This is a genomic window from Gluconacetobacter azotocaptans, assembly GCF_014174355.1.
GTDB lineage: Bacteria > Pseudomonadota > Alphaproteobacteria > Acetobacterales > Acetobacteraceae > Gluconacetobacter > Gluconacetobacter azotocaptans.
In genome coordinates, this window is sequence record NZ_JABEQF010000001.1 from 297,613 (window position 1) to 323,437 (window position 25,825).

22 protein-coding genes are annotated in these 25,825 nt (G+C 65.6%); 10 read left to right on the forward strand and 12 right to left on the reverse strand.

Features of this window, described 5'->3' with window-relative positions; all coding sequences use genetic code 11:
• Positions 1-14: 14 nt before the first annotated feature.
• Entirely contained in the window at positions 15-788 is a 774-nt protein-coding gene (locus HLH34_RS01375) for an SDR family oxidoreductase (protein ID WP_183117786.1), read from the reverse strand.
• Positions 789-909: 121 nt separating this feature from the next.
• On the opposite strand from HLH34_RS01375, the gene HLH34_RS01380 reads away from it, so the two are divergent.
• Positions 910-1,857, forward strand: coding sequence for a LysR family transcriptional regulator (locus HLH34_RS01380; RefSeq protein ID WP_183117787.1), 948 nt, complete (start codon positions 910-912; stop codon positions 1,855-1,857).
• A gap of 7 nt (positions 1,858-1,864) precedes the next feature.
• On the opposite strand, the gene HLH34_RS01385 is transcribed toward HLH34_RS01380, so the two are convergent.
• The 3 genes from HLH34_RS01385 to HLH34_RS01395 all read right to left on the reverse strand — a co-directional run bounded on the left by HLH34_RS01385 (position 1,865) and on the right by HLH34_RS01395 (position 5,342).
• Entirely contained in the window at positions 1,865-2,218 is a 354-nt protein-coding gene (locus tag HLH34_RS01385) for a RidA family protein (protein WP_183117788.1), read from the reverse strand.
• An 84-nt stretch (positions 2,219-2,302) separates the two neighbouring features.
• On the reverse strand, positions 2,303-3,472 hold the full coding sequence (locus HLH34_RS01390) for a cytochrome-c peroxidase (protein WP_220792002.1): 1,170 nt from the start codon (positions 3,470-3,472) through the stop codon (positions 2,303-2,305).
• A gap of 226 nt (positions 3,473-3,698) precedes the next feature.
• Positions 3,699-5,342 carry a phospholipase C gene (locus HLH34_RS01395; protein ID WP_373318654.1) on the reverse strand — a complete coding sequence of 548 codons (1,644 nt, stop codon included), beginning with the start codon at positions 5,340-5,342 and terminating at the stop codon, positions 3,699-3,701.
• 231 nt (positions 5,343-5,573) lie between these two features.
• On the opposite strand from HLH34_RS01395, the gene HLH34_RS01400 reads away from it, so the two are divergent.
• The 3 genes from HLH34_RS01400 to HLH34_RS01410 all read left to right on the forward strand — a co-directional run bounded on the left by HLH34_RS01400 (position 5,574) and on the right by HLH34_RS01410 (position 10,654).
• Entirely contained in the window at positions 5,574-7,610 is a 2,037-nt protein-coding gene (locus HLH34_RS01400) for a hypothetical protein (RefSeq protein ID WP_183117790.1), read from the forward strand.
• 156 nt (positions 7,611-7,766) lie between these two features.
• Positions 7,767-9,650, forward strand: a complete 1,884-nt coding sequence (locus HLH34_RS01405; RefSeq protein WP_220791986.1) for a DUF4422 domain-containing protein — start codon at positions 7,767-7,769, stop codon at positions 9,648-9,650.
• Between the two features lie 47 nt (positions 9,651-9,697).
• On the forward strand, positions 9,698-10,654 hold the full coding sequence (locus HLH34_RS01410; protein ID WP_220791987.1) for a glycosyltransferase family 2 protein: 957 nt from the start codon (positions 9,698-9,700) through the stop codon (positions 10,652-10,654).
• A gap of 59 nt (positions 10,655-10,713) precedes the next feature.
• Here the strand turns inward: HLH34_RS01410 and hutU are convergent, their stop codons facing one another.
• From hutU to hutI, 3 genes are all read right to left on the reverse strand, one after another.
• A complete protein-coding gene (gene hutU, locus HLH34_RS01415) occupies positions 10,714-12,393 on the reverse strand; it encodes a urocanate hydratase (protein ID WP_183117793.1) in 1,680 nt (559 codons plus the stop codon).
• A gap of 104 nt (positions 12,394-12,497) precedes the next feature.
• Positions 12,498-13,214 carry a histidine utilization repressor gene (gene hutC, locus HLH34_RS01420; RefSeq protein ID WP_183117794.1) on the reverse strand — a complete coding sequence of 239 codons (717 nt, stop codon included), beginning with the start codon at positions 13,212-13,214 and terminating at the stop codon, positions 12,498-12,500.
• Positions 13,215-13,268: 54 nt separating this feature from the next.
• Positions 13,269-14,504, reverse strand: coding sequence for an imidazolonepropionase (gene hutI / locus HLH34_RS01425; RefSeq protein ID WP_183117795.1), 1,236 nt, complete (start codon positions 14,502-14,504; stop codon positions 13,269-13,271).
• 124 nt (positions 14,505-14,628) lie between these two features.
• Here hutI and HLH34_RS01430 point away from each other — a divergent pair, with 124 nt between their 5' ends.
• Together HLH34_RS01430 and hutG are read left to right on the forward strand one after the other, a co-directional pair.
• Entirely contained in the window at positions 14,629-16,014 is a 1,386-nt protein-coding gene (locus HLH34_RS01430) for a formimidoylglutamate deiminase (RefSeq protein ID WP_244959542.1), read from the forward strand.
• A 33-nt stretch (positions 16,015-16,047) separates the two neighbouring features.
• A complete protein-coding gene (hutG, locus tag HLH34_RS01435) occupies positions 16,048-16,857 on the forward strand; it encodes an N-formylglutamate deformylase (protein WP_183117796.1) in 810 nt (269 codons plus the stop codon).
• A gap of 6 nt (positions 16,858-16,863) precedes the next feature.
• On the opposite strand, the gene HLH34_RS01440 is transcribed toward hutG, so the two are convergent.
• The gene (locus tag HLH34_RS01440; protein WP_183117797.1) at positions 16,864-17,934 is read right to left on the reverse strand and encodes a C45 family autoproteolytic acyltransferase/hydolase; all 1,071 of its coding nucleotides are present in this window, start codon (positions 17,932-17,934) and stop codon (positions 16,864-16,866) included.
• On the reverse strand, positions 17,931-19,385 hold the full coding sequence (locus HLH34_RS01445) for an aspartate aminotransferase family protein (RefSeq protein WP_306417763.1): 1,455 nt from the start codon (positions 19,383-19,385) through the stop codon (positions 17,931-17,933). The genes HLH34_RS01440 and HLH34_RS01445 overlap by 4 nt, the downstream gene beginning before the upstream one ends.
• Positions 19,386-19,453: 68 nt before the next feature.
• Here HLH34_RS01445 and HLH34_RS01450 point away from each other — a divergent pair, with 68 nt between their 5' ends.
• Positions 19,454-20,257, forward strand: coding sequence for an aldolase (locus tag HLH34_RS01450; protein WP_183117798.1), 804 nt, complete (start codon positions 19,454-19,456; stop codon positions 20,255-20,257).
• 10 nt (positions 20,258-20,267) lie between these two features.
• Here HLH34_RS01450 and HLH34_RS01455 read toward each other — a convergent pair whose 3' ends face one another.
• On the reverse strand, positions 20,268-21,128 hold the full coding sequence (locus HLH34_RS01455; RefSeq protein WP_183117799.1) for a LysR substrate-binding domain-containing protein: 861 nt from the start codon (positions 21,126-21,128) through the stop codon (positions 20,268-20,270).
• A 98-nt stretch (positions 21,129-21,226) separates the two neighbouring features.
• On the opposite strand from HLH34_RS01455, the gene HLH34_RS01460 reads away from it, so the two are divergent.
• Positions 21,227-22,126: a DMT family transporter gene (locus HLH34_RS01460; RefSeq protein ID WP_183117800.1), complete on the forward strand. Its 900-nt coding sequence runs from the start codon at positions 21,227-21,229 to the stop codon at positions 22,124-22,126.
• A gap of 4 nt (positions 22,127-22,130) precedes the next feature.
• Here the strand turns inward: HLH34_RS01460 and HLH34_RS01465 are convergent, their stop codons facing one another.
• Positions 22,131-22,922, reverse strand: a complete 792-nt coding sequence (locus HLH34_RS01465) for a helix-turn-helix transcriptional regulator (protein ID WP_183117801.1) — start codon at positions 22,920-22,922, stop codon at positions 22,131-22,133.
• Positions 22,923-23,012: 90 nt separating this feature from the next.
• Here HLH34_RS01465 and HLH34_RS01470 point away from each other — a divergent pair, with 90 nt between their 5' ends.
• Positions 23,013-23,777, forward strand: a complete 765-nt coding sequence (locus HLH34_RS01470) for a class I SAM-dependent methyltransferase (RefSeq protein ID WP_183117802.1) — start codon at positions 23,013-23,015, stop codon at positions 23,775-23,777.
• Positions 23,778-23,789: 12 nt separating this feature from the next.
• Here HLH34_RS01470 and HLH34_RS01475 read toward each other — a convergent pair whose 3' ends face one another.
• A complete protein-coding gene (locus tag HLH34_RS01475) occupies positions 23,790-24,395 on the reverse strand; it encodes a TetR/AcrR family transcriptional regulator (RefSeq protein ID WP_264784514.1) in 606 nt (201 codons plus the stop codon).
• A gap of 78 nt (positions 24,396-24,473) precedes the next feature.
• On the opposite strand from HLH34_RS01475, the gene HLH34_RS01480 reads away from it, so the two are divergent.
• Complete coding sequence (locus tag HLH34_RS01480) at positions 24,474-25,751, forward strand: MFS transporter (RefSeq protein WP_183117803.1); 1,278 nt, start codon at positions 24,474-24,476, stop codon at positions 25,749-25,751.
• Positions 25,752-25,825: the final 74 nt, after the last annotated feature.

The window sequence follows — 25,825 nt, forward strand, 5'->3', positions numbered from 1 at the left end:
GGAGTGGGCGGGACTTATTTGGTGGTGTAGCCGCCGTTGACCAAAATGGTCTGGCCCGTCATCCACCAGCCGTCCGAAACCAGATGGCGGATGATCGGCACTATATCGGCGATGTCGGTCAGCCCGGTGGTGGAGAACGCGGAAAGAGCGGCGGCGGTCTTGTGGTAGGCTACGGCGTCGACGCCCTCGGCGGGGTAGAAGAACGGGGTATCCATCGGGCCGGGACCCACCGCGTTGACCGAGATGCCGCGTGATCCGAATTCCTTGGACGCGGCCCGGGTGAAATGTTCGACCGACGCCTTGGTGCCCGCATAGGTCGCATAGAATGGCGTGTACGCCCCCAGCAGCGAAGTCACCAGCGTCAGCACCTTGCCGCCGTCATTCACGTGGCGCCCGGCCTCGCGCAGGAAGAAGAAGGCGCTTTTGGCGTTGACGGCGGTCATGTCGTCATACTCGGCCTCGTCGGTCTCGATGATCGGCTTTTTCAGGACCTTGCCCACGGTGTTGATGGCGATGTCCGGCCGGCCGAAGGCCTGGATTGTGTCGGCGAACAGCGTCTCCATCGCCCCGGCGGTCGTCAGGTCGGCCTGGAAGGCGGCAGCCTCGGCACCGGCGGCCCGGATGGCCGCCACCGTCTCGTCCGCCGCGTCGCGGCTGGCGGTGCTGTTGTAATGGATGGCCACCGCCCGCGCGCCCCGCGCCGCCAGGTCGCGGGCCACCAGCCCGCCCAGATTCTTGGCGCCGCCCGCGATCAGGACGGTCTTGCCCTGGATGGTATGGCTGGTCATGGTCCGCTTCCCTTCCCTGTGGCCTGTCGGGAACAGAATGGGTGGTCCGGATTTCAGGATAAAGATGCCTGTCTTGACATGATCCGTCGCCGATTGCGAACAATCGTGCGGAGGCGATGTGATGGACCGGATCGACCTGTTCAGGATCTTCGCCCGCGTGGTCGCATGCGGGCATTTCACGCAGGCGGCACAGACCCTGCATCTGCCGCGCTCGACGGTGTCCACCTCCATCCGGACGCTGGAGACGCTGCTGGGCACGCGCTTGATTCACCGCACGACGCGCCGCATGGCGCTGACCGAGGACGGGCGGATGTTCCATGACCGCTGCCTGAGGTTGTTGCAGGAGTATGACGAGGCCGAAACGCTGTTCCGCCGGGGCGCGGCGCCCCTGCATGGCCGGCTGCGGATCAACGTGCCGGCGCGGTTGGGACGGCTGGTGATCGCGCCGGCCCTGCCGGATTTCCTGGGCCGGTATCCGGGGATCGCACTGGACATGGGGTCCACCGATCGGGCGGTCGATCTGGTGTGGGAAGGGGTCGATTGTGCCGTCCGGGTCGGCGTGCTGGAGGACTCGGGTCTGATTGCCCGCCCGGTCGGACAATTGACGTTGGTCAATTGCGCCAGCCCGGATTATCTGGCGCGGCACGGCATTCCGCGTGAGACCGCCGAGCTGGCCCGGCATGTCGCCGTCGGCTACACGGCCCCCGCGACGGGCCGGACCGAGGAATGGGAAGTCGCGGGCCGCGACGGCGTGCGGCTAATGGCCCTTCCCAGCCGGGTGACGGTCAATTGTGCCGAATCCTATATCGCCTGCTGCCTGGCGGGGCTGGGGTTGATCCAGGTGCCGCTGTACGACGTGCGCGCCCATCTGGATACGGGCGCGCTGGTCGAGGTGCTGCCCGATGCGCGGGCGGCGCCGATGCCGGTCCATCTGGTCTTTCCGCATCGCGGTCCGCGCACGCGGCGGCTGGCGGTATTCGCCGACTGGCTGACCAGCTTGCTGGCGGCGCGCGTGATCGACGCGCCGGACAGCGGGCCAACCCGTCCGCCGGTCGCGGACGGGGGGTGATCGGCGATCAGGGCAGGGCGGCGATGCCCGTCAGTTCCACGCGCCAGTAGGGGTCGGCCAGGCTGGCCTCGACGGTGGCGCGGGCGGGCTTGTTGGCGGGGTCCAGCCAGGCGTCCCATGCCCGGTTCATGCCGGCCATGTCGCCCATGTCGGCCAGGAAGATCTGCACCGTGATCAGGCGGCTCTTGTCGGTGCCGGCCTCGGCCAGCAGGGCGTCGACCTGCCGCAGGATGTCGGCCATCTGGCCCTCGGCATCCAGTGTGGCGTCATCGGCCACCTGACCGGCAAGATAGACCAGCCCATTATGGACGACCGCGCCGGTCAGGCGGGCTTCGGGTTGCAGGCGGGTAATGGGCGACATCGGATGGCCTTCCTCTGATGGATGGGCGGAGGATCGGGACGATAGACCGATCGGGCCCTGTGGAAACAGGGGGGGGCGGCGCCGTCAGCGCGCCGGGCGGTCGGTCAGCGTGCCGAGGAAGGCGACGATATCCTGCCGCTCCCGGTCCGTCAGGGCCGGGGCGTCGCCCGGGTGGCGGTCGAACGGTGCGTCGGTGGTATCGATGTTCGATTGGTAGGGCTGCGGAAGGTCGTCGTATTTCAGCACATGCCCCTTCGCATCGACGGGGTACACCCGTTGCGGCGCGATATCACGGAACGTGTAAAAAGCCAGGACCTGATCCAGCGTGCGAAAGACCCCATTATGGAAGAAGGCATGCCGGGTGGCGGTGTTGCGCAGGGTCGGGGTCGTGAACATGCCGCACCACATGGCCTGCCCCGTCATGTCGGGGCGCTGCGGCCCGCACAGGCCCAGATCATGGAATGCCGCGTCGCGATTGACGGCCAATGCACGGTTCCGGGGGGCGCCGAGGGCTTCGAACTGGTGATCGGTCAGCAGCGGCGGCGCGCCGTCCGGGCCGGGCCGGTCGGGATGGCAGGCCGCGCAATTGCCTTTGGCCGGGTCGTTGAACAACAGATATCCCCGCCGTTCGGCCGGCGTCAGGCGCGCCCGGCCTTCCAGCCAGGCGTCGAACCGGCTGGAATAGGGATGGAAGGCCGGATCCTCGATCTGATAGCGCGACACGGCGAACAGCGCCTCGGCCAGCAGCAGGTCCGGCGACTGTGCCGCGGCGGGGCCGGCCAGTTGTAGCAAGACCCTAGTGTAGGGGGCATGGGCCAGCCGCGACAGGACGATGGCGCGGCTGGAAGCCATTTCCTGCGGGTCGAACAGCGGGCCGGACGCCTGCTGTTGCAGTGTGTCGGCCCGCCCGTCCCAGAACAGTCCGCCCTGCGGGACCAGGTTGGTGGCCGATGCCGCGACGTTCTGCGCGCTTTTGGCCGCGTGGGGCGCTGGCGGCCCAGCGGCGGCTGCTGGGGGTGGGCCTTCGCTCTCGGCGTCGTCGGGGCCGATACTGAATCCGGGCCGGCGTTCCAGATAGGTCAGCGTCGGCACGGCGCGCAGGCCCTGCCGGGTCAGGTCGTGGCCCCCGCGCGCCACCATGTCCTGGCCGGGAGGGCCGTAATGTGCGGCCCGGTCGTGGCATGACGCGCAGGAGAGCCGCCCCGATCCCGACAGAGCCTGGTCATGGAAGATTGCCCGGCCCGCCAGCGCCATGGCCGACAGCGGCGCCGAGAGCGGCCGTTGCAACCGCACCGGACAGGGATTGCCGCCGTCGCTGGCGGGCAGGCATGCGCCGGCCCCCATGGCGCTGGACTGGGCATTGCCCAGCGCCGGCCAGAGAACGAGCCCCAGGATGGGAAGCCAACGAAGAGGCGGACGACCAACCGGCAGCCATCCGAATGGCCGCCGGGGGGCGTCGGCGCGGGGCCGGGTCATGCCGTTATCGGGAAGGCCGCGTGGTTGCCGTCCGCAACGGCGTGCCGCTACGGGGATCGAGGTAAAGGGGGACCAGGCGCGGTGGCTGCGTGAAGTCGAACAGGCCGGACAAATCCGCGGCGTCGGCATCGAACGAGCCGCCGCCCAGGCGGGCGCCACCCAGCCAGTTATCCTCGATGAACCGGGTGACCGAACTCTGAGTGATCAGGGTATGGCCGACGTAGTTGGTCCGCGCCCAGGGCGAGACGACGATCAGCGGAAGGCGGGTGCCGGGGCCACAGCGTCCGTTGACCGGCTTGCCGTCCACGCCGGCCGGCCGGGTGCCGGTGCCGCATCGGCCCGGTCCGTTCAACTGGTCGGTCTCGGCGTCGAACGAGGCGCGGGTGGTGGGCGTGAAGGCGTGATCGTACCAGCCGTCCGAATCGTCCCACGCGATGATGATGGCGGTGTGCTTCCATTCCGGCCGATGCTGCACGGCGTTGATGACACCGACGAGGCCCTGCTGCTCGTCCAGCGGGTCGGAATAGCCGGCATGGCCGTCCTGATAGGCCGGCAGTTTCAGGAACGACACCGCGGGTAGCTGTCCGGTGCGCAGGGCGGCGAAGAAATCATGCAGGTCGTATTCGTGGTTCGCCGGATCGCGCGTGGTGCCGTCGGGGCCGAACGTATGGCCGATGGCGGCGACGGACCCCGGCCGGGCATGGGTAGGGTTGGCGGTGCTGGGATAGTACTGGAACCAGTTGTGATGCGGGATGTAGTCGACGACGGTTTCGCCAACGAGGGGCGAGGGTGTGGCGCGCTGGCATCCGGTGGACCCGTCGGGGTTGCGCAGGCCCAGGTCGAACCCGCCCATGAACCCGCCCCACGAAATGTCGGCGGCATTCAGCAGGTCGCCGATATTGCGCCCGCGCATCACCACCTGGTCTCCGGGAACCGAACATACGTCGTGGGCGGGGTCGATGTCGTTGATCATCGTCCAGCCGCCCTGTCCGTCGGCAATGTAGGGCGACGAGATCTGCCGGGTCGCGGGCTTCTGCGTCGTCGCGACGATCTGCATGCCGTTGGTCTGGCCTGACACCACCTCCAGCGCGCCGGGGGTCGAGGGGCCGTAGGTATCGGTATAGGCCGCGTCGCTCATGGCGAATCTCTGGACATAGCGCCACAATGCGCCGACGGTGTTGCCGTCATAATAGCCCATGACCTGCCCGCGGGTGGCGAATGCGCCGACACCGCCCGGCGTGCCGCGCCCGGTGTGAAGGGGAAACAGGTCGGCCTTGCCGCCGTTATAGGCCAGTTGTTCGGCCGTGTAGGCGTGGTTCTGGTCGGCGGTGGCGGCCTGGCTCCGGTCCAGTCGGAAGGGCAGGGCGGCCTCGCGCCCGTTGAGCGGGCCGGCATTGGGGTTGGACGTCAGCAGGCCGGCGGCCGCCAGCGTATTGGCCACAGGGGTACCCGCCCGCGCGACGAAGGCCGGTTCGCCCGGAGGGTTGGCCGCCTGCGGATAGGTGGCGAAATAATGGTCGAACGAGACGTTTTCGTCATACACGACGATCAGGTGCCGGATTGGCGTGGCGGGGGCATGCGCCTCCGCCCCCGCCCCCAAGGCTGGTCCCGAGCGCATGAGAAGGGGACTGGAGAGCGCGGTGGCCATAAGGACAGACAGCACGCACCGTCTAGATGTTACAATTGGGCGACAGAGGGCAAACATAGTCGTAAGTATAAAGGAGGATAGGAAGATGGGAAACGGTTTTCTGGACCGGCAGAACGATCTGTTGTGATGCCCCTGATTGCGGATAAGGCGTATAGTGCGTGACCGCCCCGAGAGCCGGAGGGTGCGGACGCTGATCGTCAGCGTGGATTTCCTTAGGGATGTGAGTTTTTGATGGAAGACAGGGCGCTCAAGTTATCAGACCTGACGATCTTGATCGCGTTGCCGATCATCCTGTTTCAGGTTTTTCAGTATATGGAGGTGGAGAACCCGATTTATATTTGGGATTACAAGGCCTACTGGCTGACTTGGGAAAATTTTTCCCAGATGGCGGTCCACGCGCCATGGCATTGGGTCAAGGCGAATTTGGCAAGCATAAATGGAAGTGATTACAATACGTCGCCAATTTCCGTCCTGTTTCCATTTTATTTCATCGGTATAGGGAGCAGGTTAGAGTATGTTCTTGGACTGTCTCTGTTTTATCTTCTGCCCATCGTGTATCTGACCGCTGCGATCTTCGACAGGCTGAAACCCGGCCAGTCGCGGTTGTGGCAGGGGGTAATCGTTCTTGCCACGACGGCCTACGCGCCATTCTGGAAACCGATCCTCCGAGGGTATCCGGATGATGTCGGTCTGATCGCCATCATGCTTGCCATCCTGTATGTGCTTCGCACCGATCTGACCGGCAGGATACGGCCGAAGACCATCCTGATGCTCGGTATCCTGATGTGGATGCCTTTTCTGCTGCGGCGGTGGTATGCCTATACCGTGGTGTCGCTGTACATGACGATGCCCTTCCTGAATTTCATGCTGTTTTCGGGGCAGGAGAAGTCAAAACTGGTGCAATTCAAGAATGTAGCCGGCCATTTCGTTGGCGCCGGCATTGTTTCTATCGTATTTGCTATTATATTTCAGCTTAGTCTGCTCCGACGCATTGTCGGAACAAATTATTCCTATATCTATTCGGCTTATCAGACCGATTTCCAGACGTCGTTGCATTATATGCTGCATGACGGTGGATTATATATGCTTCCGTTTTTCTGTGTTGGCGCCATATGGAGCATGTCCAGGACCAGAAGCCCGGCAAAGAATTTCTGTCTTTTTTCGGCGGCAAATTTATTCATCAGCTTTATCCTTTTTACACGCACGCAGAGCCCGGGCATGCAGCATTGTCTGCCGTTTTCGATGTGGGTTTTGTTCACATCTCTTTTCGGGTTTCGATGGTTGCTTGACCTGATCCGCAATGGTGCCGCTCAGAGGGCCGTGATGCGCCTGGCGGCCGTGACTCTGTTGCTCATTTTCATGGCGACGTTCAACAGGGTGCAGGGCAGGGCCATGCTGGTTAACGACTACATGCCATCGAAACTCTACCCGCTTCATCTGGATAATTTTCAGAATTACCGGACGATGGCCGACACGCTGGAAAAACTGGCGTCGGGCGACGACAGGATCCTGGTGCTGAGTTCGAATGACATATTGAGCGACGATCTGGTATCAACCCTGACGCATGGTCGTATCGACAGCCATCTGGTTTACGCGTCGCAGGTCGATTTGCGTGACAGGCTGCGTCTGACCGAATTCATGGCGCGATATGTGGTCGTGGCCGACCCGATCCAGATTCACCTTCATCCGGAGGGACAGAGGGTGATTGCGATTCCTGCGCAGGAAATACTGAGTGGGAGGGGGATCGGGGCGGCTTACAGAAGGACAGATATGGCGTTTCATCTGTCCAATAACGTAACGGCAACCATCTTTGAAAAAATCAGGCCATTTACGCCGGACGAGGCGGAACGGTTTATCAAGGAATTCGTGGATTTCTATCCGGACTGGAAAGGGGCGTATTCGACGCCGTTGAGCGAATCCTATCTGACGGCGAACATTGCGCGGGGGGATATCTGGGGCGCATTCGACCTGGGTTTCAACGGAGAAGCTATCGTCGCCCATCCGGGGGAACATTCGCCGACCATCGTGGACTGGTATTTCGGCACCCTTCACGAGTTGGCTTTTCGTTCGACCAATACCCGCTGCCCGACAGCCGACGGGGTGACGATCCAACTGGCGCAGGGGGACGGCGCGCCGATCCGGATCGAGGTGCCGAACGGCGGCACGCGAGAGGTCGACGTGTCGGCGCTGGCTGGAAAAACCGGGCGGGTCGTCATTGATAAGAACGGGAATTCGGCCTGCGATGAGGTAGAAATCACAGCGCGATAGGTCCATCGTCCAGGTCCGTAAAACGGGGTAGAGTAGCGGGGGAGAAGGAACCGGAGAGGTCCCTTTTGCCTTGATGTTGGGAAGAATTGCGAGAGAACATGCCGCCAGCGGTCGTGGTGCCACGGGAGACATGTTAAATCGTGAGAAGATGCGTGTTTGAAGAATGAGGCCGAAGTGAAGACCGAAATATATATCGCTGCCCACAGAGAAGCCGACATGCTTTCCGGAGCGTGCTTTATTCCGATCCAGGTAGGAAAATCTCTGTCGAACGAGGATATGTACCCGACCGGCGACGATACAGGCGATAATATTTCGGAAAAAAATCATACCTTCTGCGAACTGACCGCTTTGTACTGGCTCTGGAAAAATACCTCCGGACAGGATTATGTCGGGCTGTTCCATTATCGCCGCCATCTGAATTTTTCCCTGGTCGAAGGGCCGGAGGACCAGTGGGGGATGGTTGTCTATCCGGCGATGGATGACGAATATGTGGATGCGAACAACCTGACCGACGATGGCGTGTCGTTTTTCGTCGGGGAGAACGACATCGTGCTGCCCAAGCGGTGGGATGTCCGACAGGCCGGCTCACGCACGATGCGGGAGCATTACAAGAGCGGCGGGCATCACAATATCAAGGACTATGACCGGGCAACGGAAATCATCAAGAAAAAATACCCCGCTTACGCGCCGTTCGTGCGCAAGGTGAATGAGTCTTCGCGGGGCTACTTCACCAACATGTTTGTCATGAAGCGGGACATTTTTGATCAATATTGCAGCTGGTTGTTCGATGTGCTGTTCGAGCTTGAACGACAGATCGACTTGTCGGCCTATTCCATTCAGGAAGATCGGGTCTTCGGCTACATTTCCGAGTGGCTTTTCAATATATTTATCGAAAAATATATGTATGATCACAAGGAAGTGAAAGTCCGCGAGGCCCAGCGTACGTTCGTCGAGAATCCACTGACGTCGGTGACGCCGTTCTTCGATGAGAACGCCGTTCCGATCGTCCTGTCGTTCAACGACGCCTTCACGCCTTATGCGGGCGCCTGTATCCAGTCCATCATCAATACGTCATCAGCGGACACGAATTACGATATCGTCGTCATCAATGACGATATATCGGACAATAGCAAGACGCTGTTGACCAGCCTCGCCAGCGGCAGGGCCAACATATCCATACGGTTCATCGAAGTCGGTTTCATATTCGATAAATTCGACCTCGATACGCATATGCATTTTTCCAGGGAAACGTACTATCGTCTTTGTATCCCGGAAATATTTTCACATTATAGTCGAATCATTTATATTGATAGCGATACTATCATAAAGCGTGACCTGGCGCAGTTGTTCGCGACGGATCTTCAGGGGAAGATGGTGGGCGCGGTGCGGGACTGCGTCATGACGGGCTTCCGCAAGCTGCGCATTCCGTCGATGGCGGAATGCGGGGGGCTGGATGCGGACAGCTATCTGCGTGGATATGTCGGGATGCCGGATCCGGCCGGCTATTTTCAGGCCGGCGTCATGGTCTTCGATCTTCCGCGGATAGATGGTGCGTATCCGGACCGTGTCCGGTCTATATTGGAATCAGGTCGACGTTACTGGTTCCTGGATCAGGATATCCTGAATCTTCTTTTTCAGGGCAATGTCCATTACCTTGATATGCAATGGAACGTCTATCACGGCAATGGCGATGTCCACACGTTTTTCGCCAATCTGCCGTCCGATATCCGCAAGGCCTACATGGATGCGCGAAAGGCGCCCTACATCATCCATTATGCCGGTGAGAAGAAGCCCTGGTCCTTTCCATTAATCGATTTCGCCGTCGATTTCTGGACCGTGCTGCGCCAGACCCCGTGGTATGAGTTCGTGGTCATGCGGAATGCAAAGGGGGCCTCGGAGACCGCTGTGCAGCATGGGTCGATAATCGTCGGGTTGCGCGACATAGCGCGCGCCGTTGCCAGCCCGATTGCCCCTCTGGGGTCGAAGCGGCGATCCGCATTGAGGAAAATATATAATGTCGCGCAAAAAATTCGAAATTGAATTGGTGACGGCCCGTCCGGATTCCGTGTGACAAGATGACGAAGCAAATGACGCCGATATTGGCCATTGTTGTGCCATGCTATAATGAATCGGAAGTCTTTCCTCTGTGTCTTCGCGAATTGTCGGCCGTCATGGCCGGCATGGTCGGAAACGGGTTGATTGCCGGCAACAGCTACCTTCTGTTCGTCGATGACGGCAGCAAGGACGACAGTTGGGCCCAGATCGAAGCGGCCTGCCGTGGCAACGGCCATGTGCAGGGCCTGAAGCTGTCGCGGAACAAGGGCCATCAGCTTGCCTTGCTGGCGGGCCTTGCGGCGGCGGATGCCGACATCATCGTCAGCATAGATGCCGATCTTCAGGATGATATTTCGGTCATACCGGACATGGTGAAGGCATATCTCGCCGGCAGCGACATCGTGTACGGCGTGCGTGGGTCACGCGATGCGGACAGCGGCTTCAAGCGTGTCACGGCCGAAGGCTTCTACAAAGTCATGGGGCTGATGGGGGTGCAGCAGGTCTTTAACCATGCCGATTTCCGGTTGCTCAGTCGGCGGGCGTGCGCGGCGCTGCTCTCGTACCGCGAGCAGAATATCTATCTGCGCGGCCTGGTTCCGCTTATCGGCTTCACATCATCCTGCGTCTATTATGATCGCGCCGAACGCGCGGCGGGGGAATCGAAATATCCGCTGAAAAAGATGATCGCCCTGGCGCTGGAGGGCATTACATCGCTCACCGTCACGCCGCTGCGGATCATCGCGACCCTGGGCCTGTCCATATCGGCCCTGTCCATGGTGGCCACCGTTTATTCGATCGTGATGAAATATACCGGCAAGACGGTGGAAGGCTGGACATCGGTCATGATCGCCATCTTCTTCATGGGCGGTGTCCAGATGCTGTCCCTGGGCATTATCGGCGAATATGTCGGCAAAATTTACATGGAGACGAAAGGCCGGCCGAAGTTTTTCGTGGAAAAACATGTGGGTAGTCTACGCGACGCATCGTAATGCCCCTCCACAAACAGCAGGTCGATCTGACGGCCGCGAGGGGCCGCCGGATGTGAACATTACGGCTGCCGCGTGATCATCGGCAGGTCCAGCCCCCGCTCGCGCGCGCAGTCGATGGCGATGTCATAGCCGGCGTCGGCATGGCGCATCACGCCGGTGGCGGGGTCGTTCCACAGCACGCGCTCCAGCCGGCGCGCGGCCTCGGGCGTGCCGTCGGCGACGATGACCATGCCGGCATGTTGCGAAAAGCCCATGCCCACGCCACCGCCGTGATGCAGCGACACCCAGGTGGCGCCCGATGCCGTGTTCAGCAGCGCGTTCAGCAGCGGCCAGTCGGACACCGCGTCGCTGCCGTCGCGCATGGCTTCTGTCTCGCGGTTCGGGCTGGCGACCGATCCACTGTCCAGATGGTCGCGGCCGATCACGATCGGGGCCTTCAGTTCGCCGCTGGCCACCATCTCGTTGAACGCCAGGCCCAGGCGGTGGCGATCGCTCAGCCCGACCCAGCAGATACGCGACGGCAGGCCTTGGAACTGGATCCTGTCGCGCGCCATATCCAGCCAGTTATGCAGGTGGATGTCGTCGGGCAGCAGTTCCTTCACCTTCTGGTCGGTGCGGTAGATGTCCTCGGGGTCGCCGGACAGGGCGGCCCAGCGGAACGGCCCGACGCCGCGGCAGAACAGCGGGCGGATATAGGCCGGGACGAAGCCGGGGAAGGCGAACGCATCTTCCAGCCCGGCCTCGAAGGCCATCTGGCGGATGTTGTTACCGTAATCGAAGGTCGGGACACCCTGGCGGTGGAAGGCCACCATGGCTGCTACATGCAGGCGCATCGACGCCTTCGCCGCAGCCTCGACGGCCGCCGGGTCGGTGACCCGCATCCGTTCGGCCTGTTCCAGCGTCCAGCCCGCAGGCAGATAACCGTTCAGCGGATCGTGCGCCGAGGTCTGGTCGGTTACCGCATCCGGACGGATGCCGCGCCCAACCAGTTCGGGGAAGATCTCGGCCGCGTTGCCCAGCAGGCCGACCGACACGGCCTCGCCGCGCGCGCAGGCGGCGTGGATGATCTCCAGCGCTTCGTCCAGCGTGTCGACCTTACGGTCCAGATAGCCGGTCTGCAGGCGCTTTTCGATGCGGCTGGGCTGGCATTCCACCGCCAGCATCGAGGCCCCGGCCATGACGGCGGCCAGGGGCTGCGCGCCGCTCATGCCGCCCAGGCCGCCGGTCAGGATCCATTTGCCCTTCAGCGTGCCGCCATAATACTGGCGCCCCATCTCGACAAAGGCTTCGTACGTGCCCTGCACGATCCCCTGCGACCCGATATAGATCCACGACCCGGCCGTCATCTGCCCGTACATCATCAGGCCCAGCCGGTCGAGTTCGTTGAACTTGTCCCAGTTGGCCCAGTGCGGGACGATGTTGGAATTGGCGATCAGGACACGCGGCGCATCCGCATGGGTGCGAAAGACGCCGACCGGCTTGCCCGATTGCACCAGCAGGGTCTGCTCGTCACCCAGGTCGCGCAGGCATTCGACGATCTTGTCGTAGCAGGCCCAGTTGCGGGCGGCGCGGCCGATGCCGCCATACACCACCAGGTCGGACGGTCGTTCGGCCACGTCCGGGTCCAGATTGTTCATCAGCATGCGCAGGGCGGCCTCGGTCTGCCAGCTTCTGGCGGAACGGGACGTGCCGGTATCGGCGCGGACGATGCGGTCGTTCGGGGACGGCTGGTGGGTCATGGCGACACCTTGACTATACTTGTATATGCAAGTGGTAGCGGCGACCCGCCGCGCCTGTCAACGCAATTCGTAACGGGGTCGGACCGGTCGCCCCGGCTTCGCCGTTACGGGCGGTAGCGTCCGCCCAGGCTGTAGCGGCTTCCGGGATAGGTGAAGATGCCCTTCATCACGACGCGGCTGTCCACCCAGGTGCGGCGCACCAGTTGCAGGCAGGCCTCGGGCGCATCCAGTTCCAGCAGGTCGCAGATCTGCGCGTTGGGGGTGATGGCGAAGACCACATGCTCGACCTCCTCGGGGCCGGCGATGCGGTACAGGTGACGGTGCGGATGGGCGATGGAGAAATCCTGGTCCAGATAGTCCGGCGCGAAATGCGGCGAGACGAAGCGTTCCTCGACCTGCAAGGGGGTGTCGTCCTCGTAATGGACGATGACGGAATGGAACAGCCGGGCGCCGGGCCGCTGGTCGAAGGCGGTCGCCAGATCCATGTCCGCGCGGATCGTGTCCAGGGTAACGATGCGCGACCGATGGATATGGCCGCTGGCCACGATATCGTCGGCGATGTCGCGCAGTTCCAGAAGCTCGGCGCCCGTCGAAGGGGGCGAGACGAACGTGCCCACGCCCTGCGCCCGCGTCACCACCCCCTCGCTGGTCAGTTCGCGCAGGGCACGATGGACCGTCATGCGCGATACGCCCAGCGTTTCGACGAACGCGCTTTCGGACGGCAGCCGGCGCCCGACTTCCCATTCGCCGCTCTGGATGCGGTCCAGGATATATTGCTTGACCTGTCCGTACCGGGTCGGCGGGCGGAGAGTGTCGGACATGGGGCGTTTCTCCTGAAATGCGGCGGCGATCTGATTATACCGGCCCACGCCGGTTTACGAGCCGGCCGCCCCGTCGGGCCGGCCCTGGAAGACTCGGCCCAGGGGACGCACGCCGCCGATCCAGTAAGACAGTTCGTGCGGGCCGGCGACCGGCCAGAAGGCGATGTCGGCCGACAGGCCGGCGGCCAGGCGCCCGGCTTCGTCCCGCAGGCCCAGCGCCCGGGCGCCCACATGGGTGACGCCGGCCAGGGCCTCGGCCGGCGTCATCCGGAACAGGGTGCAGGCCATGTTCATCATCGTCGTCAGGTCCAGCGCTGGCGACGTGCCGGGATTGCAGTCGGTGGCCAGGCCCATCGGCACCCCATGGCGGCGGAACAGTTCGACCGGCGGCACGGTCTTTTCCCGCACGAAATAGAATGCGCCGGGCAGCAGCATCGCTACCGTCCCGGCGGCGGCCATGGCGCGGATGCCATCCTCGCTGGCATATTCCACATGGTCGGCCGACAGTGCGCGATAGCGCGCGGCCAGCGCGGCGCCCCCCAGGTCGGACAGCTGGTCTGCGTGCAATCGCACCGGCAGGCCCAGCGCGCGGGCGGCGTCGAACAGGCGTGCGACCTCGTCGGGCTGGAAGGCGATCCCTTCGCAGAAGGCGTCGACGCTGTCGGCCAGCCCCTCGGCTGCGACGGCCGGCAGGACGGCGTCCAGCAGATGATCGACATAGGCGCCCCGCCGCCCGGCGAACTCCGGCGGCACGGCATGCGCGCCCAGGAAGGTCGTATGCACGCGCACCGGCAGGTGGCGGGCCACGGCGCGGGCTACCCGCAACTGCTTCAGCTCGTCTTCCAGGGTCAGGCCGTAGCCGGACTTGATTTCGACCGTGGTGACCCCGCCGGCGATCAGCCGCCGCGTGCGCTGCAGCGCCAGGGCCAGCAAGTCCTCGAAGCTGGCGCGCCGTGTCGCCTGCACCGTGGACAGGATGCCCCCGCCGCGCCGGGCGATGGCTTCGTAGGATACGCCGTTCAGCCGTTCCTCGAACTCGCCGCTGCGGTCGCCGGCATAGACGATGTGCGTGTGCGGATCGACCAGCCCCGGCGTCGCCCATGCGCCGTCGCAACCGATGACGTCGCGCGCCAAGTCCTGCGGCCGGCCGGGCAGGGCGTCACGCGGACCGACCCAGACGATCCGTCCGCCCTGCGCCGCGATGGCGCCGTCCGCGATGCGGCCGTACGCGTCGTCGGGTTGGGCGTCCATCGTCGCCAGATGCACGTCGATCCACAGCGTGTCCCACATTATCGTTGTCCTCGCGATTCGATCATGCGTTGAAAGATGTCCAGATATGTATATACGTCTATGCCCTATCTGGCATCCCACCGAAACGGATAACAGACAGGACAGGCAGGACGGGTCGATTTCGATGACAATGGGTCCGACGACAGTGGGGTTCGCCCGGCAGGCACTGCTGCCCGATGGCTGGCGGGACGATGTGCGCATCGTGACCGACGCCGCCGGCCGCATCGCGGCGGTCCAGGCCGGGGCCGACCCGGCCGGCGCCGACTGGCGGGCCGACATCGTAATTCCGCCGATGCCCAGCCTGCATTCCCACGCCTTCCAGCGCGCCATGGCCGGGATGACGGAAACGCGCCAGAACCCCACAGACACGTTCTGGACGTGGCGCACACTGATGTATCGCCTGGCGTTGCGGCTGTCGCCCGATCAGATGGAAATCGTCGCGGCGTATCTGTACATGGAAATGCTGTGCGCCGGGTACACGCAGGTTGCCGAATTCCACTATCTGCACCATGCGCCGGACGGCACCCCCTATGAGCGAAAGGCGGAAATGTCGCTGCGCCTGCTGGCCGCGGCGCAGGGGGTGGGGATGGGGATCACCATCCTGCCGACGCTCTATGCCCAGGCGGGCTTCAACGCGGCGCCGCTGCAACCCGACCAGCGGCGTTTCGCCACCGATGTCGAGACGATCGGTACGATCGTCGCCGATCTGCGGCGGGCGTCGGCGCATGATCCGCTGGCGACGGTGGGCCTGGGCTTCCATTCGCTGCGTGCGGTAACGACCGATGCCATGCGCCGCGCCCTGGCAGCACCCGAGCATGACGGGCCGATCCACATCCATGTGGCTGAGCAGCAGCGCGAGGTTACGGACTGCCTATCCGCCACCGGACGGCGGCCGGTGGCGTTCCTGATGGACGAAATCGGGGTCGACGCGCGCTGGTGCCTGGTGCATGCCACCCATCTTGATGCCGATGAAACCGCCCGGCTGGCCGCGTCGGGCGCGGTGGCCGGCCTGTGCCCGATCACCGAGGCCGATCTGGGCGACGGGCTGTTTCCACTGCGCGATTTCCTGGATGACGGCGGCCGGTTCGGCATCGGGACCGACAGCAATATCCTGATCAGCCCCGGCGAGGAACTGCGCCTGCTGGAATATGGCCAGCGCCTGGGGCGGCAGCAGCGGTGCGTGTCCCTGCCGTCGGGACAGACGGGTTCGGTCGGCGGATATCTCTATCGCGCGGCGCTGCGCGGCGGGGCGCAGGCCTGTGGGCTTCCGGCCTGGGGACTGGCGCCGGGGGCGCGGGCCGATCTGTGCGTGCTGGATGCCGGCCGCCTGTCTTTGCCCGGGCTGAAAAGGGACGCGATCCTGGATGCCGCGCTGTTCGCCAGTCCGCGCCTGCCGGTGCGCGACGTGATGTGCGGCGGCGTCTGGCGTGTGCGCGACGGTCGGCATGCGGATCATGACCGGCTGACGCAGGCGTTTCGCACCACCGTCGCCGCCGTGCTGGCGGACTGATCGCCAGGGACATCGGCCGGAGAGGATGTATCAATGATCCCACCCGTCTTTTCATTCACACCGGGCACGTCCCCCGTGCTGGTGACCCTGCCGCACGCCGGCACCGCCCTGCCGCCGGGGATGGAGCCGCACCTGACCCCGCGCGGCCGGATGCTGCCGGACACCGACTGGTACATGGACCGCCTGTATGCCGGCGCGCTGGCGCGGGGCGCCGGGGTACTGCGGGCCAACTATTCCCGCTATGTCGTCGACCTCAATCGCGGCGCGGACGATGCGGCGCTCTATCCCGGCCGGCCCAGCACCGGGCTGGCGCCGCTGCTGTCGTTCGACGGCGATCCGCTCTATGTCCCGGGGCAGGAGCCCGATGCGGCGGCCCTGGCGGAGCGGACCCGCCGGTTCTGGGCCCCGTACCACGACGCGGTGACGGCGGAACTGGTGCGTCTGCGCGGCATCTGGGGCTGGGCCGTGCTGTGGGACGGGCATTCCATCCGGTCCGAATGCCCGCGCCTGTTCGAGGGCGTGCTGCCCGACCTGAACCTGGGCACCTATGGCGGCCGGTCGTGCGACGCAGGACTGACCGCCCGGCTGGTCCGTCATGCCGAAGGCCTGACGGAATATACCCATGTGCTGAACGGGCGCTTCCAGGGCGGATACACGACCCGGCAGTACGGGCAGCCGTCCGACCATGTCCACGCCGTCCAGCTTGAAATCGCGCAGAGCGCCTATCTGGCCAGCGAAGATGCCCCCTGGCCCGCCGATCCGGCGAAAGAGGCGCGGCTGCGCGCGGCCATCGACGGCTTCCTGGACATCGTCATCGCCTGGCGACCCCACGGTCTGGCGTGAAAGGCGCTACCGGGTGCGGGCTGGGTCTTCCTTTTCCTTCTCCGGCCGTCGCGGCACCTCGAAGGTGAAGCGGGCGGGGCCGGACAGCGTATCGTAAATCTGCCCCCCGACTCCCTTATCCGTCACAGTGAAGCGGACGGTGGCCAGCGTATTTTCCTCGTCCGGGTCGACCGGGTCGTCGCGGCGGATCGGCAGGCCCGGACCCGCCCGGTCGCGCAGGACCGCCAGCGGATCGCGCGCCGCCAGGCCGGACGTCACCAGTTCGTCGCCCCGACGCTGCCGGCAGGCCGAAGATTCTGTGACGATCTGGGGGATGTGGCGCTGCTCGGGATGGACGGCGTGGTTGGCATGGACCGCCGGCGCCGTGACGGTCCGGACGGAACAGACGTGGGCCGAAAATTCGATGCTCATCAGTCGCGGGTCGCCCGCCTGGGCCAGCGTCAAATGATAGCCGCCGGCCCGTTCGGCGTGGCGCAGCAGGTCGATGGCGTGGTCCAGGCTGGCGCAGTCCAGCACCGCCCGGGCCAGCACCATGCGGGGCACGCCCTGGGCGGTGGCCCGGAAGCGGATATTGTTCACCGTCTGCACCAGCCCGGCATCGTTCAGCGCGAAGGCGTGTCCGGGCAGCGAGGCCGGATAGAGGAACGATGAAAAGGCGATCCCGTCATCCGGTTTTACCCGGACCCAGGCGCAATGTCCCCGGAAGGCGGGGTCTCCGTCCTCGTTATGTGCGATGGTGATCGACGGGCCGGGCAACATCACGGTCGTGCAGCCTTCCGGCGCCATCGCCCAGATGTCGCCGCGGCAATTCCAGGCGAACAGGTCGGCGAACGGTACCTCCAGCCCGTGGGCCATGCCGTGCAGTTCGGCGAACTGGCGGGGGAAAAGCCGTTGTACCTGGTCGCGCATATGCCCCACGCGCCGGTCGTCGCGGTGGGCGGTCACATGGGCCCAGCCGGCGGTGTGGATCAAATGGGCATGGACGATGTCCCGCCCGAACATGCCCATCCCCACGCCGGTTTCGTACGCGCTTCCGCCGACCGTCAGCGCCCGCAGGGTGGCGTTGGCTGCCGTCATGACGGCAGCGTGGCCAGCGCCGCGTCGATGGCGTCGCCCAGCCGGTCGACGATACGGCCGACGTCGCCGGGTGTGACGATGAAGGGTGGGGCCAGCAGTACATGGTCGCCGCGTGTCCCGTCCGCGGTGCCGCCGGACGGATAGACCATCAGGCCGCGCGCCATCGCCTCGTGCTTGATGCGGGCATGCAGTTTCAGGGACGGGTCGAAGGGCGCGCGGGTCGCGCGGTCGGCGACCAGTTCGACCGCGCGGAACAGGCCGCGTCCCCGGATGTCGCCGACTTGCCGGCTGTCGCCCAGCCGTTCGACCAGACCGCGCTGCAATATCTCGCCCATCGCTGTCACGTTGGCCAGCAGCCCGTCGCGACGGACGATGTCCTGCACCGCCAGTCCGGCGGCGGCGGCCATCGGGTGGCCCATGTAGGTATGGCCATGCATGAACGCGCCGGACCCGTCGGCGAACGCATCGAAGATCCGGCCCGACAGCAGCACCGCGCCGATCGGCTGGTAACCGCCGCCCAGGCCCTTGGCGATGGTCATCAGATCGGGCGACACGCCGTCCTGTTCACAGGCGTGCAGCGTGCCGCACCGGCCCATGCCGCACATGACCTCGTCCAGGATCAGCAGGACGCCGTACCGGTCGCAGATGGCCCGGACCCGCTTCAGGTAATCCGCCAGCGGCGGGACGGCGCCGGCCGTCGCGCCGACGACGGTTTCGGCGACGAAGGCCATGACCCGCTCGGGGCCGATTTCCAGGATCCGGTCCTCCAGCGCCTGGGCGGCGCGGGCCGCGTAGGCCGCGTCGCTCTCGCCGGGTTCGCGCAGGCGGTAGGCGTAGCAGGGGTCGATATGATGGGTGTCGATCAGCAGCGGCTGGAAGGCCGCGCGCCGGCCCGCATTGCCCCCCGTCGCCAATGCGCCCAGCGTGTTGCCGTGATAGCTCTGCCGTCTGGCGATGACGTGCCGGCGCTGGGGCTGCCCTGTCTCGACCATATACTGGCGGGCCATCTTCAGGGCGGCTTCGACCGCCTCGGACCCGCCGCTGACCAGATAGACGCGCTCCAGCCCCGGCGGAGCGTCCGCGACCAGCCGTTCGGCCAGTTGCTCGGCCGGTTCCGAAGTGAAGAAGCCGGTATGGGCGTAGGCCAGGCGGTCGAGTTGCGCATGCAGCGCGGCCAGGACGTCGGGATGCTGGTGACCCAGGCACGAGACGGCGGCGCCCCCTGAGGCGTCGATATAGCGCCGTCCCTCGCTGTCGATCAGTTCGATCCCCTGTCCGCCGACGGCGACGGGCAGGGTGGCGCGCGCGGTGCGATACAGCAGGCGGGTCATGCGGCGCGCGCCCAAGGCTGGAAAGGGGTCATTGTCGGCCAGTGCGTTGGCAAACCGCCGGCGCATGCGACCATGCGGCACAGCACCGGGGGCGGGGTGGGCATGGCCGATTCTTGGCACGCTTCATCCGGTTGTGCAACAATCTCGCCCGACGGCCGAACCCGTCGTCCCGAGGCATGAGGTATGTGATGGCTCATCCGCTCTTTCCCCGTGGGAATGGTCCCTCCGGATCGTCGGCCGGGCATAACCGGCCGGATCTGGAGGCCGAGATCGTCTGGCAGGCGCGGGCCGATCTGGCCGCGTGCTTTCGCATGGCGGCCCGCCTGGGGCTGGAAGAAGGGATCTGCAACCATTTCTCGGCCCTGGTGCCGGGGTATGACGATCTGTTCATCGTCAATCCCCACGGCTATGCCTTTCGCGAACTCACGGCCTCCAGCCTTCTGATTTGCGATTTCGACGGCAATGTCGTCGACGGCGCGGGCCAGCCCGAGGCCACGGCGTTTCATATCCATGCCCGCATCCACCGTCAGGTGCCACGAGCGCGGGTAGCGCTGCACACCCACATGCCCTACGCCACGGCCCTGACGATGACCGAAGGCGACCCCCTGCTGTTCGCCGGGCAGACCGCCCTGAAATTCCATGGCCGCGTCGCGGTGGACCAGCATTATAACGGCCTGGCGCTGGATGCGGCGGAAGGCGATCGCATCGCGGCGGCCATCGGCGGGGCCGACATCGTCTTCATGCGGCATCACGGCGTGATGGTGCTTGGCCCGACGATCGCCGAGGCCTGGGACGATTTGTATTATCTGGAACGCGCCTGCCAGGTGCAGTGCCTGGCCATGGCGACCGGGCGGCCCCTGGTGCCCGTGGACCCGGCGGTGGCAGAGGCGACGGCACGGCAGATGCGCGCGGGCGACGCGGAGTCCGCGCGGCTGCATCTGGCATCGGTCCGGCGCGTCTTGGATGCCGAGGACCCGTCCTACCGGTCGTGAGGACTGCCGGTCAAAGGGCGATCAGCGCCAGATTGGCGCGCAGGAAATCGTCCATGCATTCCACCGCCGCGCCGTCGGCGGCGTGGCTGCGCAGCAGGCTGAATTCCAGATGGTCCAGGGGCGGCATGGCTTCGGCCTCGCCGATGATGTCGATGGACGGCGGCACGCTGCATCGCGCCAGGGCCGCGACCGCAAGGCCGGCCTGCACGGCGGCGACCAGCCCCGGCAGGCCGGCGCTGAAGCAGGCGCAGCGATAGGGACGTCCAGCCTCGCCCAGCGCATGCAGCACGCCCGAGCGCGCGGCGCATCCCGGTTCGAACAGCGCGACCGGTAGTGGATCGCGCCTCCAGGCTTCATGCGCGCGCGACGCCACCCAGACCAGCGGTTCGCGGCGCAGCACCGGATAGGGCTGTTCGGGCAGGCGGGTGACGATTGCCAGGTCGATCCGTCCGGCCGCGATGGCCGGCACCAGCCGGACCGATGGTTCGCAGACCAGTTCGACCGTGACCAGAGGGTGATGCGCCGCGACATGCGACAGGATGGGCGGCAGCAGGAAGCCCGCATAATCGTCGGGGACACCCAGCCGGACGCAGCCGCGTTCCTCGGGCTGGGTTACGCTGGCCCAGACCTCGTCCGACACATGCAGCAGTCGCCGCGCCTGCACCAGGAAATCCGCACCGGCCGGGGTGGGGACGACCGAACGCGGATGGCGGACCAGCAGCGGCCGGCCGACGCTTTCCTCCAGCCGCTGGATCTGCATGCTGACGGCCGACTGGCTGCGCCCGATCCGTGGGGCGGCCGCCGACAGGCTGCGGCATTCCACGACGGTCACGAAACTGCGGAGAAGATCGAGGTCGAGCGGATGTGCCATGCCATCAATATAACGGATGGCAGCATTCAGTTCTATTCGTTTGAGTGAACGGAAGAAGCCGTCCACTGTGCCGTCCTCCGCCACGGCAGGTTTTCGTCATGACCCATCGCGACCATCACGGTCATCCCGCACTGAAGCTGGCCTTCGCCATGCTGCTTTCCGGCACCATCGGCGTGTTCGTGATGCAGAGCGGGCTCGACCCGATCAATGTCGTGTTCTGGCGGTGCGTGTTCGGCACGGCGTTCATGGGGGCGTGGTGCCTGTTTCGCGGTTATTTCCGTGGGCTGGCCTGGCGGGGCGTACGGATGGCGATCGTGTGCGGCGTGCTGGTGGTCCTGAACTGGATCACGCTGTTCACCGCCTATCGCCTGACGTCGATCGCGACGGCAACCATTGTCTATAACGCCTCGCCGTTCTTCGTGGTGCTGGCGGGACGCCTGTTCCTGAGCGAGGCGATCACCCGCGACCAGATGGTATGGATGTTGGCGGCGTTCGGCGGCGTCGTGCTGGCCAGCGGACTGCTGTCGTCCGGGGAGCATGGGGAAGCGGGCTGGGCGGCCGGCACCGCGATTACCCTGGTGGCGGCGATGCTGTATGCGATGACGACCCTGATTTCCAAGGGCATGGGGCATCAGCGGCCGGAAATCACGGTGTTCTGGCAGACCGCGACGGGCATCGTGCTGCTGGCGCCATTGGCCGACCTGTCTCATCCGGTGCCGGCCGCCGCGTCCTGGGGGTGGCTGCTGGGGCTGGGGGCGGTCCATACCGGCCTGTGCTACGTGCTGATGTATGCGTCCTATCCCCGGCTGACGACATCGACGATCGGCACGCTGTCGTTCATCTACCCGCTGGTAGCGATCGTCAGCGACTGGATGGTCTATGGCCATCGGCTGACGGTGGCACAGATCACCGGCGCGCTGGTGATCGCGGTGGCGACGCTGGGATCGCGGCTGGGCTGGCGGGTGGGGTGGCCGCGTGGTTATTCGCGCGCCGGATAGCGATTTACCCGTCGCCCGGCGGCAGCACGACCAGCTTGTAGTCCGGATGGCCGGCGGGAATGAGCGTGATCTGGTCGTGGACCAGCAGGCCGTCCTGCGGGTGCATGAACCGTCGCGGGCCGCCCGCACGCGACAGTACGGCATGCCCGGTCCAGAACCGCGCGAAATCCGGGCTGTCGCGCAGCAAGGCCGCAACGATGCGTTCCAGGGCGGGATCGTCGGCCAGGCGCGCCGTATCGGCGCGGAATTCGGCCAGGATCCGGTGCGCGCGGTCATCCCAATCCTCCAGGAACGTTCGGGCGGCGGGGTCCAGGAAGACGTAGCGCAGCAGGTTTGGCTCCGGCCCCGCCAGCCAGCCGGTAAACAGATGGCGCGCCCGGGCATTCGCCGCCCGCACGCACCATAGCCGGTCCAGAAGATAGGCGGGCGCGTCTATCAGTTCGGGCAGGCGGGTCAGGTCGGGCGGCAGCGATTCAGCCCCGGCCGGGTCGGGTGGGCGTGGGTCCTTCTGGCGGGTGAGTTCGAACAGATAGGCGCGTTCGGCCGGAGACAGGCGCAGCGCATCGGCCAGGCGCCCGAGTGTCGGGGCGGACAGGGTGATGTCGCGTCCCTGTTCCGCCCAGGTGTACCAGGTGGTGCTGATGCCGCAGAGCTGCGCCACCTCCTCGCGCCGCAGGCCGGGTGTCCGACGGCGGGCGGAGACGCGCATCACCCCGGCCCGTTCGGGCGGCAGGGCCTCGCGCCGGGCACGCAGGAAGGCGCCGAGAACGGGGCGCTGGTCGGGGGCGATCGGCATGATGGCAGTTTTTATACCAGGATAAGTGGACATCTTATACCCGTGTCCTGGGCCCTGTACCTTGTCGTTATCAACGCCCGGGAGACGGACATGACGGACGAACAGGATCATTTCGCCGCGCGGCATTACGGTGCGCGTGCGGCCGACTACGTCAGCAGCGCGGTCCATGGCGCCGGCGCCGATCTGGACGAGATCGAGCGCGTGGTGGCGGGCCGGGGGCTGCGCCGCGTTCTGGACCTGGGGTGCGGCGGCGGGCATGTCGCCTATCGCGCGGCCCCGCACGTCGCCGAAATCGTGGCCTGCGACGTCACCCCCGAGATGCTGGAGGCCGTGGCCCGCACCGCGCGGCAACGCGGCCTGGCCAACATCGTGACGCGCCGCGCGGCGGCGGAATCCCTGCCGTTCGCGGACGGAACGTTCGACGCCGTGCTGTGCCGGTTCACGGCCCATCACTGGTCCGACATGGAGGCGGGAATGCGCGAGGCGCGGCGGGTTCTGGCAGCGGGGGGTGTCGCCGTCTTCGCCGATGCCGTCGCTCCGGTGGACCCGCTGTGCGACAGTTGGTTGCAGGCGATGGAACTGCTGCGCGACCCCTCGCATGTGCGCGATTATCGCGTGGCGGAGTGGATGGCGGTGCTGGGGCGGGCCGGATTTGCGGTGCGCGCGTTCACGGCGCACCGGCTGCGGATGGGTTTCGCCGACTGGGTCGCCCGGACCCGTACCCCGGCCGAGCGGGTGGCGGCCATCCGGTCCCTGCAGATTGACGCGCCGGCGGCCGTGCGCGCGGCCTTCGCAATCGAAGCCGACGGCAGCTTCACGTTCGACACTGCTACGATAACGGTCGCGCCAGCCTGATGTCCGGGGGAGTCAGGCCCCGTCGGGCGGACAATTGGCGTCGATGATCTGCCGGGCGAGGAGGGCGACATTGCCGGCCGGGCCGCCGGGACCGAAGATCTGGGCGGCGATGAAGGTCCCTTCCATCAACAGCAGCAGGCCGTCCGCCAGCAGGGCGGGGTCGCGCGCGTTCATGGCCCGGGACATGACGGTCAGGCGCTGCCGGACCTCCTCCTTCAGGCGGCCGGCCACCTGCCGGACGGGATGGGCCTGGTCGGGATATTCCACCACTGCGTTGGTCAGGCCGCAGCCGCGATAATCGGCCTGCGACGCGCGGTCGGCCAGGCCGGTGAAATACGCCATGATCTGGGCGCGCACGTTGTGTGGATGGCGGTCGGCCGTCGCCTCGAATCGCCGCCAGAATTCCTCCTGATAATCGCACAGATAGGCGGCCGCCAGATCGTCCTTCGAGCCGTAGGCCCGATAGAGGCTGGGTTTCGTCACCCCGGCGTTCCGCACGATCTCGTCCACGCCCACGGCGCGGATGCCGTGGCTGTAGAACAGGTCACGGGCCGTATCGCGGATTTTCTCCGCCGCACGGCGGCGGGGCGGGGTGGGGGAATCGGTTTTCAGGGACACGATCGGCAAACTCGCGATTGACAATGTTACTGAGCGGTACGTATCTGTTTATAGCACAATCAACCATCGGTCGGCCACATGCGCATATCCTCCTCCCATCCTCGTTACGTCTTCGTGGTGCTGGCGGTCACGTTCGTCTCGCTGCTGGTTTCGGCGGCGCTGCGGGCGACGCCCGGTGTGCTGATGATGCCGCTGCAGCATACGCTGGGCTGGACGCGCGAGGATATCTCGTTCTCGGCGGCGGTCGGCATCTTCCTGTATGGGCTGATGGGGCCGTTCTCGGCGGCGCTGATGCAGGGGATGGGCATCCGCCGGACCCTGTTGGGCGCGCTGGCGCTGATGGCGCTCGCCACCGGTGCGTCGCTGTGGATGACCCGGCCGTGGCAGTTCTTCGCGACCTGGGGCGTGCTGACCGGCCTGGGGACCGGGTCGGTTGCGATGGTTCTGGGGGCGACTGTGGTCAATCGCTGGTTCGTCGCGCACCGGGGCCTGATGATGGGCATCCTGGCGGCCAGCACCGCCACCGGTTCGCTGCTGTTCCTGCCGGTGCTGGCGGCATTGGCCCAGAACCGGGGCTGGCAGGCCGTGGTGCTGGCGGTCTGTGCTGCCTGCGTGCTGCTGATCCCGCTGGTGGCGGTGTTGCTGCCGGAACGGCCGTCCGATCGCGGGCTGGTGCCCTATGGCGCCGGGCCCGGCTACGTCCCGCCGCCGCCGGCGCATGGCCATCCGGTGGCGGTGGCGCTGGGCACGCTGGCATGGGCGGCTGGGCGCCTGGATTTCTGGCTGCTGTTCCTGACGTTCTTCGTCTGCGGCTTCACCACCAACGGGCTGATCGGCACGCATTTCATCGCCATCTGCGCCGACCATGGCATCGCCGAGGTCCCGGCGGCAGGACTGCTGGCCACCATGGGGCTGTTCGACCTGGTGGGGACGACGCTGTCGGGCTGGCTGACCGACCGGTTCGATGCGCGCAGGCTGCTGTGCGTCTATTACGGGCTGCGCGGGGTCTCGCTGATCTTCCTGCCGTTCTGTGATTTTTCACCGGCCGCCCTGATGGTGTTCGGCGTGTTCTACGGGCTGGACTGGATTGCCACGGTGCCGCCGACATTGCGCCTGACCAATGCGGCGTTCGGCGAACGTCTGGCCCCCATCGTGTTCGGCTGGGTCTTCTTCGGCCATCAGGTCGGCGCCGCCTGCGCCGCCTATGTCGCCGGGATGCTGCGGGAGCGGATGGGAAGTTATGAACAGATGTTGGTCATGGCCGGGCTGACGGGCCTTGTCGCGGCGCTGCTGGCCTTGGGCATCGGCCGGCGTATTGCCGACGGCGGGGGCGAGCCGGCGCCGGTCGCGAGTTGAAAGCGATCGCCTCGGGCGCGCATGCCGCTTGATCTTCCGCGCCGACCGGGATGAAAACGGAGGAGGAACACCAC

Excerpts from the sequence above, each read along its gene's own strand:
- HLH34_RS01375 (WP_183117786.1), bottom strand. The coding sequence starts at position 788 with ATGACCAGCCATACCATCCAGGGCAAGACCGTCCTGATCGCGGGCGGC.
- HLH34_RS01380 (WP_183117787.1), top strand. The coding sequence starts at position 910 with ATGGACCGGATCGACCTGTTCAGGATCTTCGCCCGCGTGGTCGCATGC.
- HLH34_RS01385 (WP_183117788.1), bottom strand. The coding sequence starts at position 2,218 with ATGTCGCCCATTACCCGCCTGCAACCCGAAGCCCGCCTGACCGGCGCG.
- HLH34_RS01390 (WP_220792002.1), bottom strand. The coding sequence starts at position 3,472 with ATGGCGCTGGCGGGCCGGGCAATCTTCCATGACCAGGCTCTGTCGGGA.
- HLH34_RS01395 (WP_373318654.1), bottom strand. The coding sequence starts at position 5,342 with ATGGCCACCGCGCTCTCCAGTCCCCTTCTCATGCGCTCGGGACCAGCC.
- HLH34_RS01400 (WP_183117790.1), top strand. The coding sequence starts at position 5,574 with ATGGAAGACAGGGCGCTCAAGTTATCAGACCTGACGATCTTGATCGCG.
- HLH34_RS01410 (WP_220791987.1), top strand. The coding sequence starts at position 9,698 with ATGACGCCGATATTGGCCATTGTTGTGCCATGCTATAATGAATCGGAA.
- hutU (WP_183117793.1), bottom strand. The coding sequence starts at position 12,393 with ATGACCCACCAGCCGTCCCCGAACGACCGCATCGTCCGCGCCGATACC.
- hutC (WP_183117794.1), bottom strand. The coding sequence starts at position 13,214 with ATGTCCGACACTCTCCGCCCGCCGACCCGGTACGGACAGGTCAAGCAA.
- hutI (WP_183117795.1), bottom strand. The coding sequence starts at position 14,504 with ATGTGGGACACGCTGTGGATCGACGTGCATCTGGCGACGATGGACGCC.
- HLH34_RS01430 (WP_244959542.1), top strand. The coding sequence starts at position 14,629 with ATGACAATGGGTCCGACGACAGTGGGGTTCGCCCGGCAGGCACTGCTG.
- hutG (WP_183117796.1), top strand. The coding sequence starts at position 16,048 with ATGATCCCACCCGTCTTTTCATTCACACCGGGCACGTCCCCCGTGCTG.
- HLH34_RS01440 (WP_183117797.1), bottom strand. The coding sequence starts at position 17,934 with ATGACGGCAGCCAACGCCACCCTGCGGGCGCTGACGGTCGGCGGAAGC.
- HLH34_RS01450 (WP_183117798.1), top strand. The coding sequence starts at position 19,454 with ATGGCTCATCCGCTCTTTCCCCGTGGGAATGGTCCCTCCGGATCGTCG.
- HLH34_RS01455 (WP_183117799.1), bottom strand. The coding sequence starts at position 21,128 with ATGGCACATCCGCTCGACCTCGATCTTCTCCGCAGTTTCGTGACCGTC.
- HLH34_RS01460 (WP_183117800.1), top strand. The coding sequence starts at position 21,227 with ATGACCCATCGCGACCATCACGGTCATCCCGCACTGAAGCTGGCCTTC.
- HLH34_RS01465 (WP_183117801.1), bottom strand. The coding sequence starts at position 22,922 with ATGCCGATCGCCCCCGACCAGCGCCCCGTTCTCGGCGCCTTCCTGCGT.
- HLH34_RS01470 (WP_183117802.1), top strand. The coding sequence starts at position 23,013 with ATGACGGACGAACAGGATCATTTCGCCGCGCGGCATTACGGTGCGCGT.
- HLH34_RS01480 (WP_183117803.1), top strand. The coding sequence starts at position 24,474 with ATGCGCATATCCTCCTCCCATCCTCGTTACGTCTTCGTGGTGCTGGCG.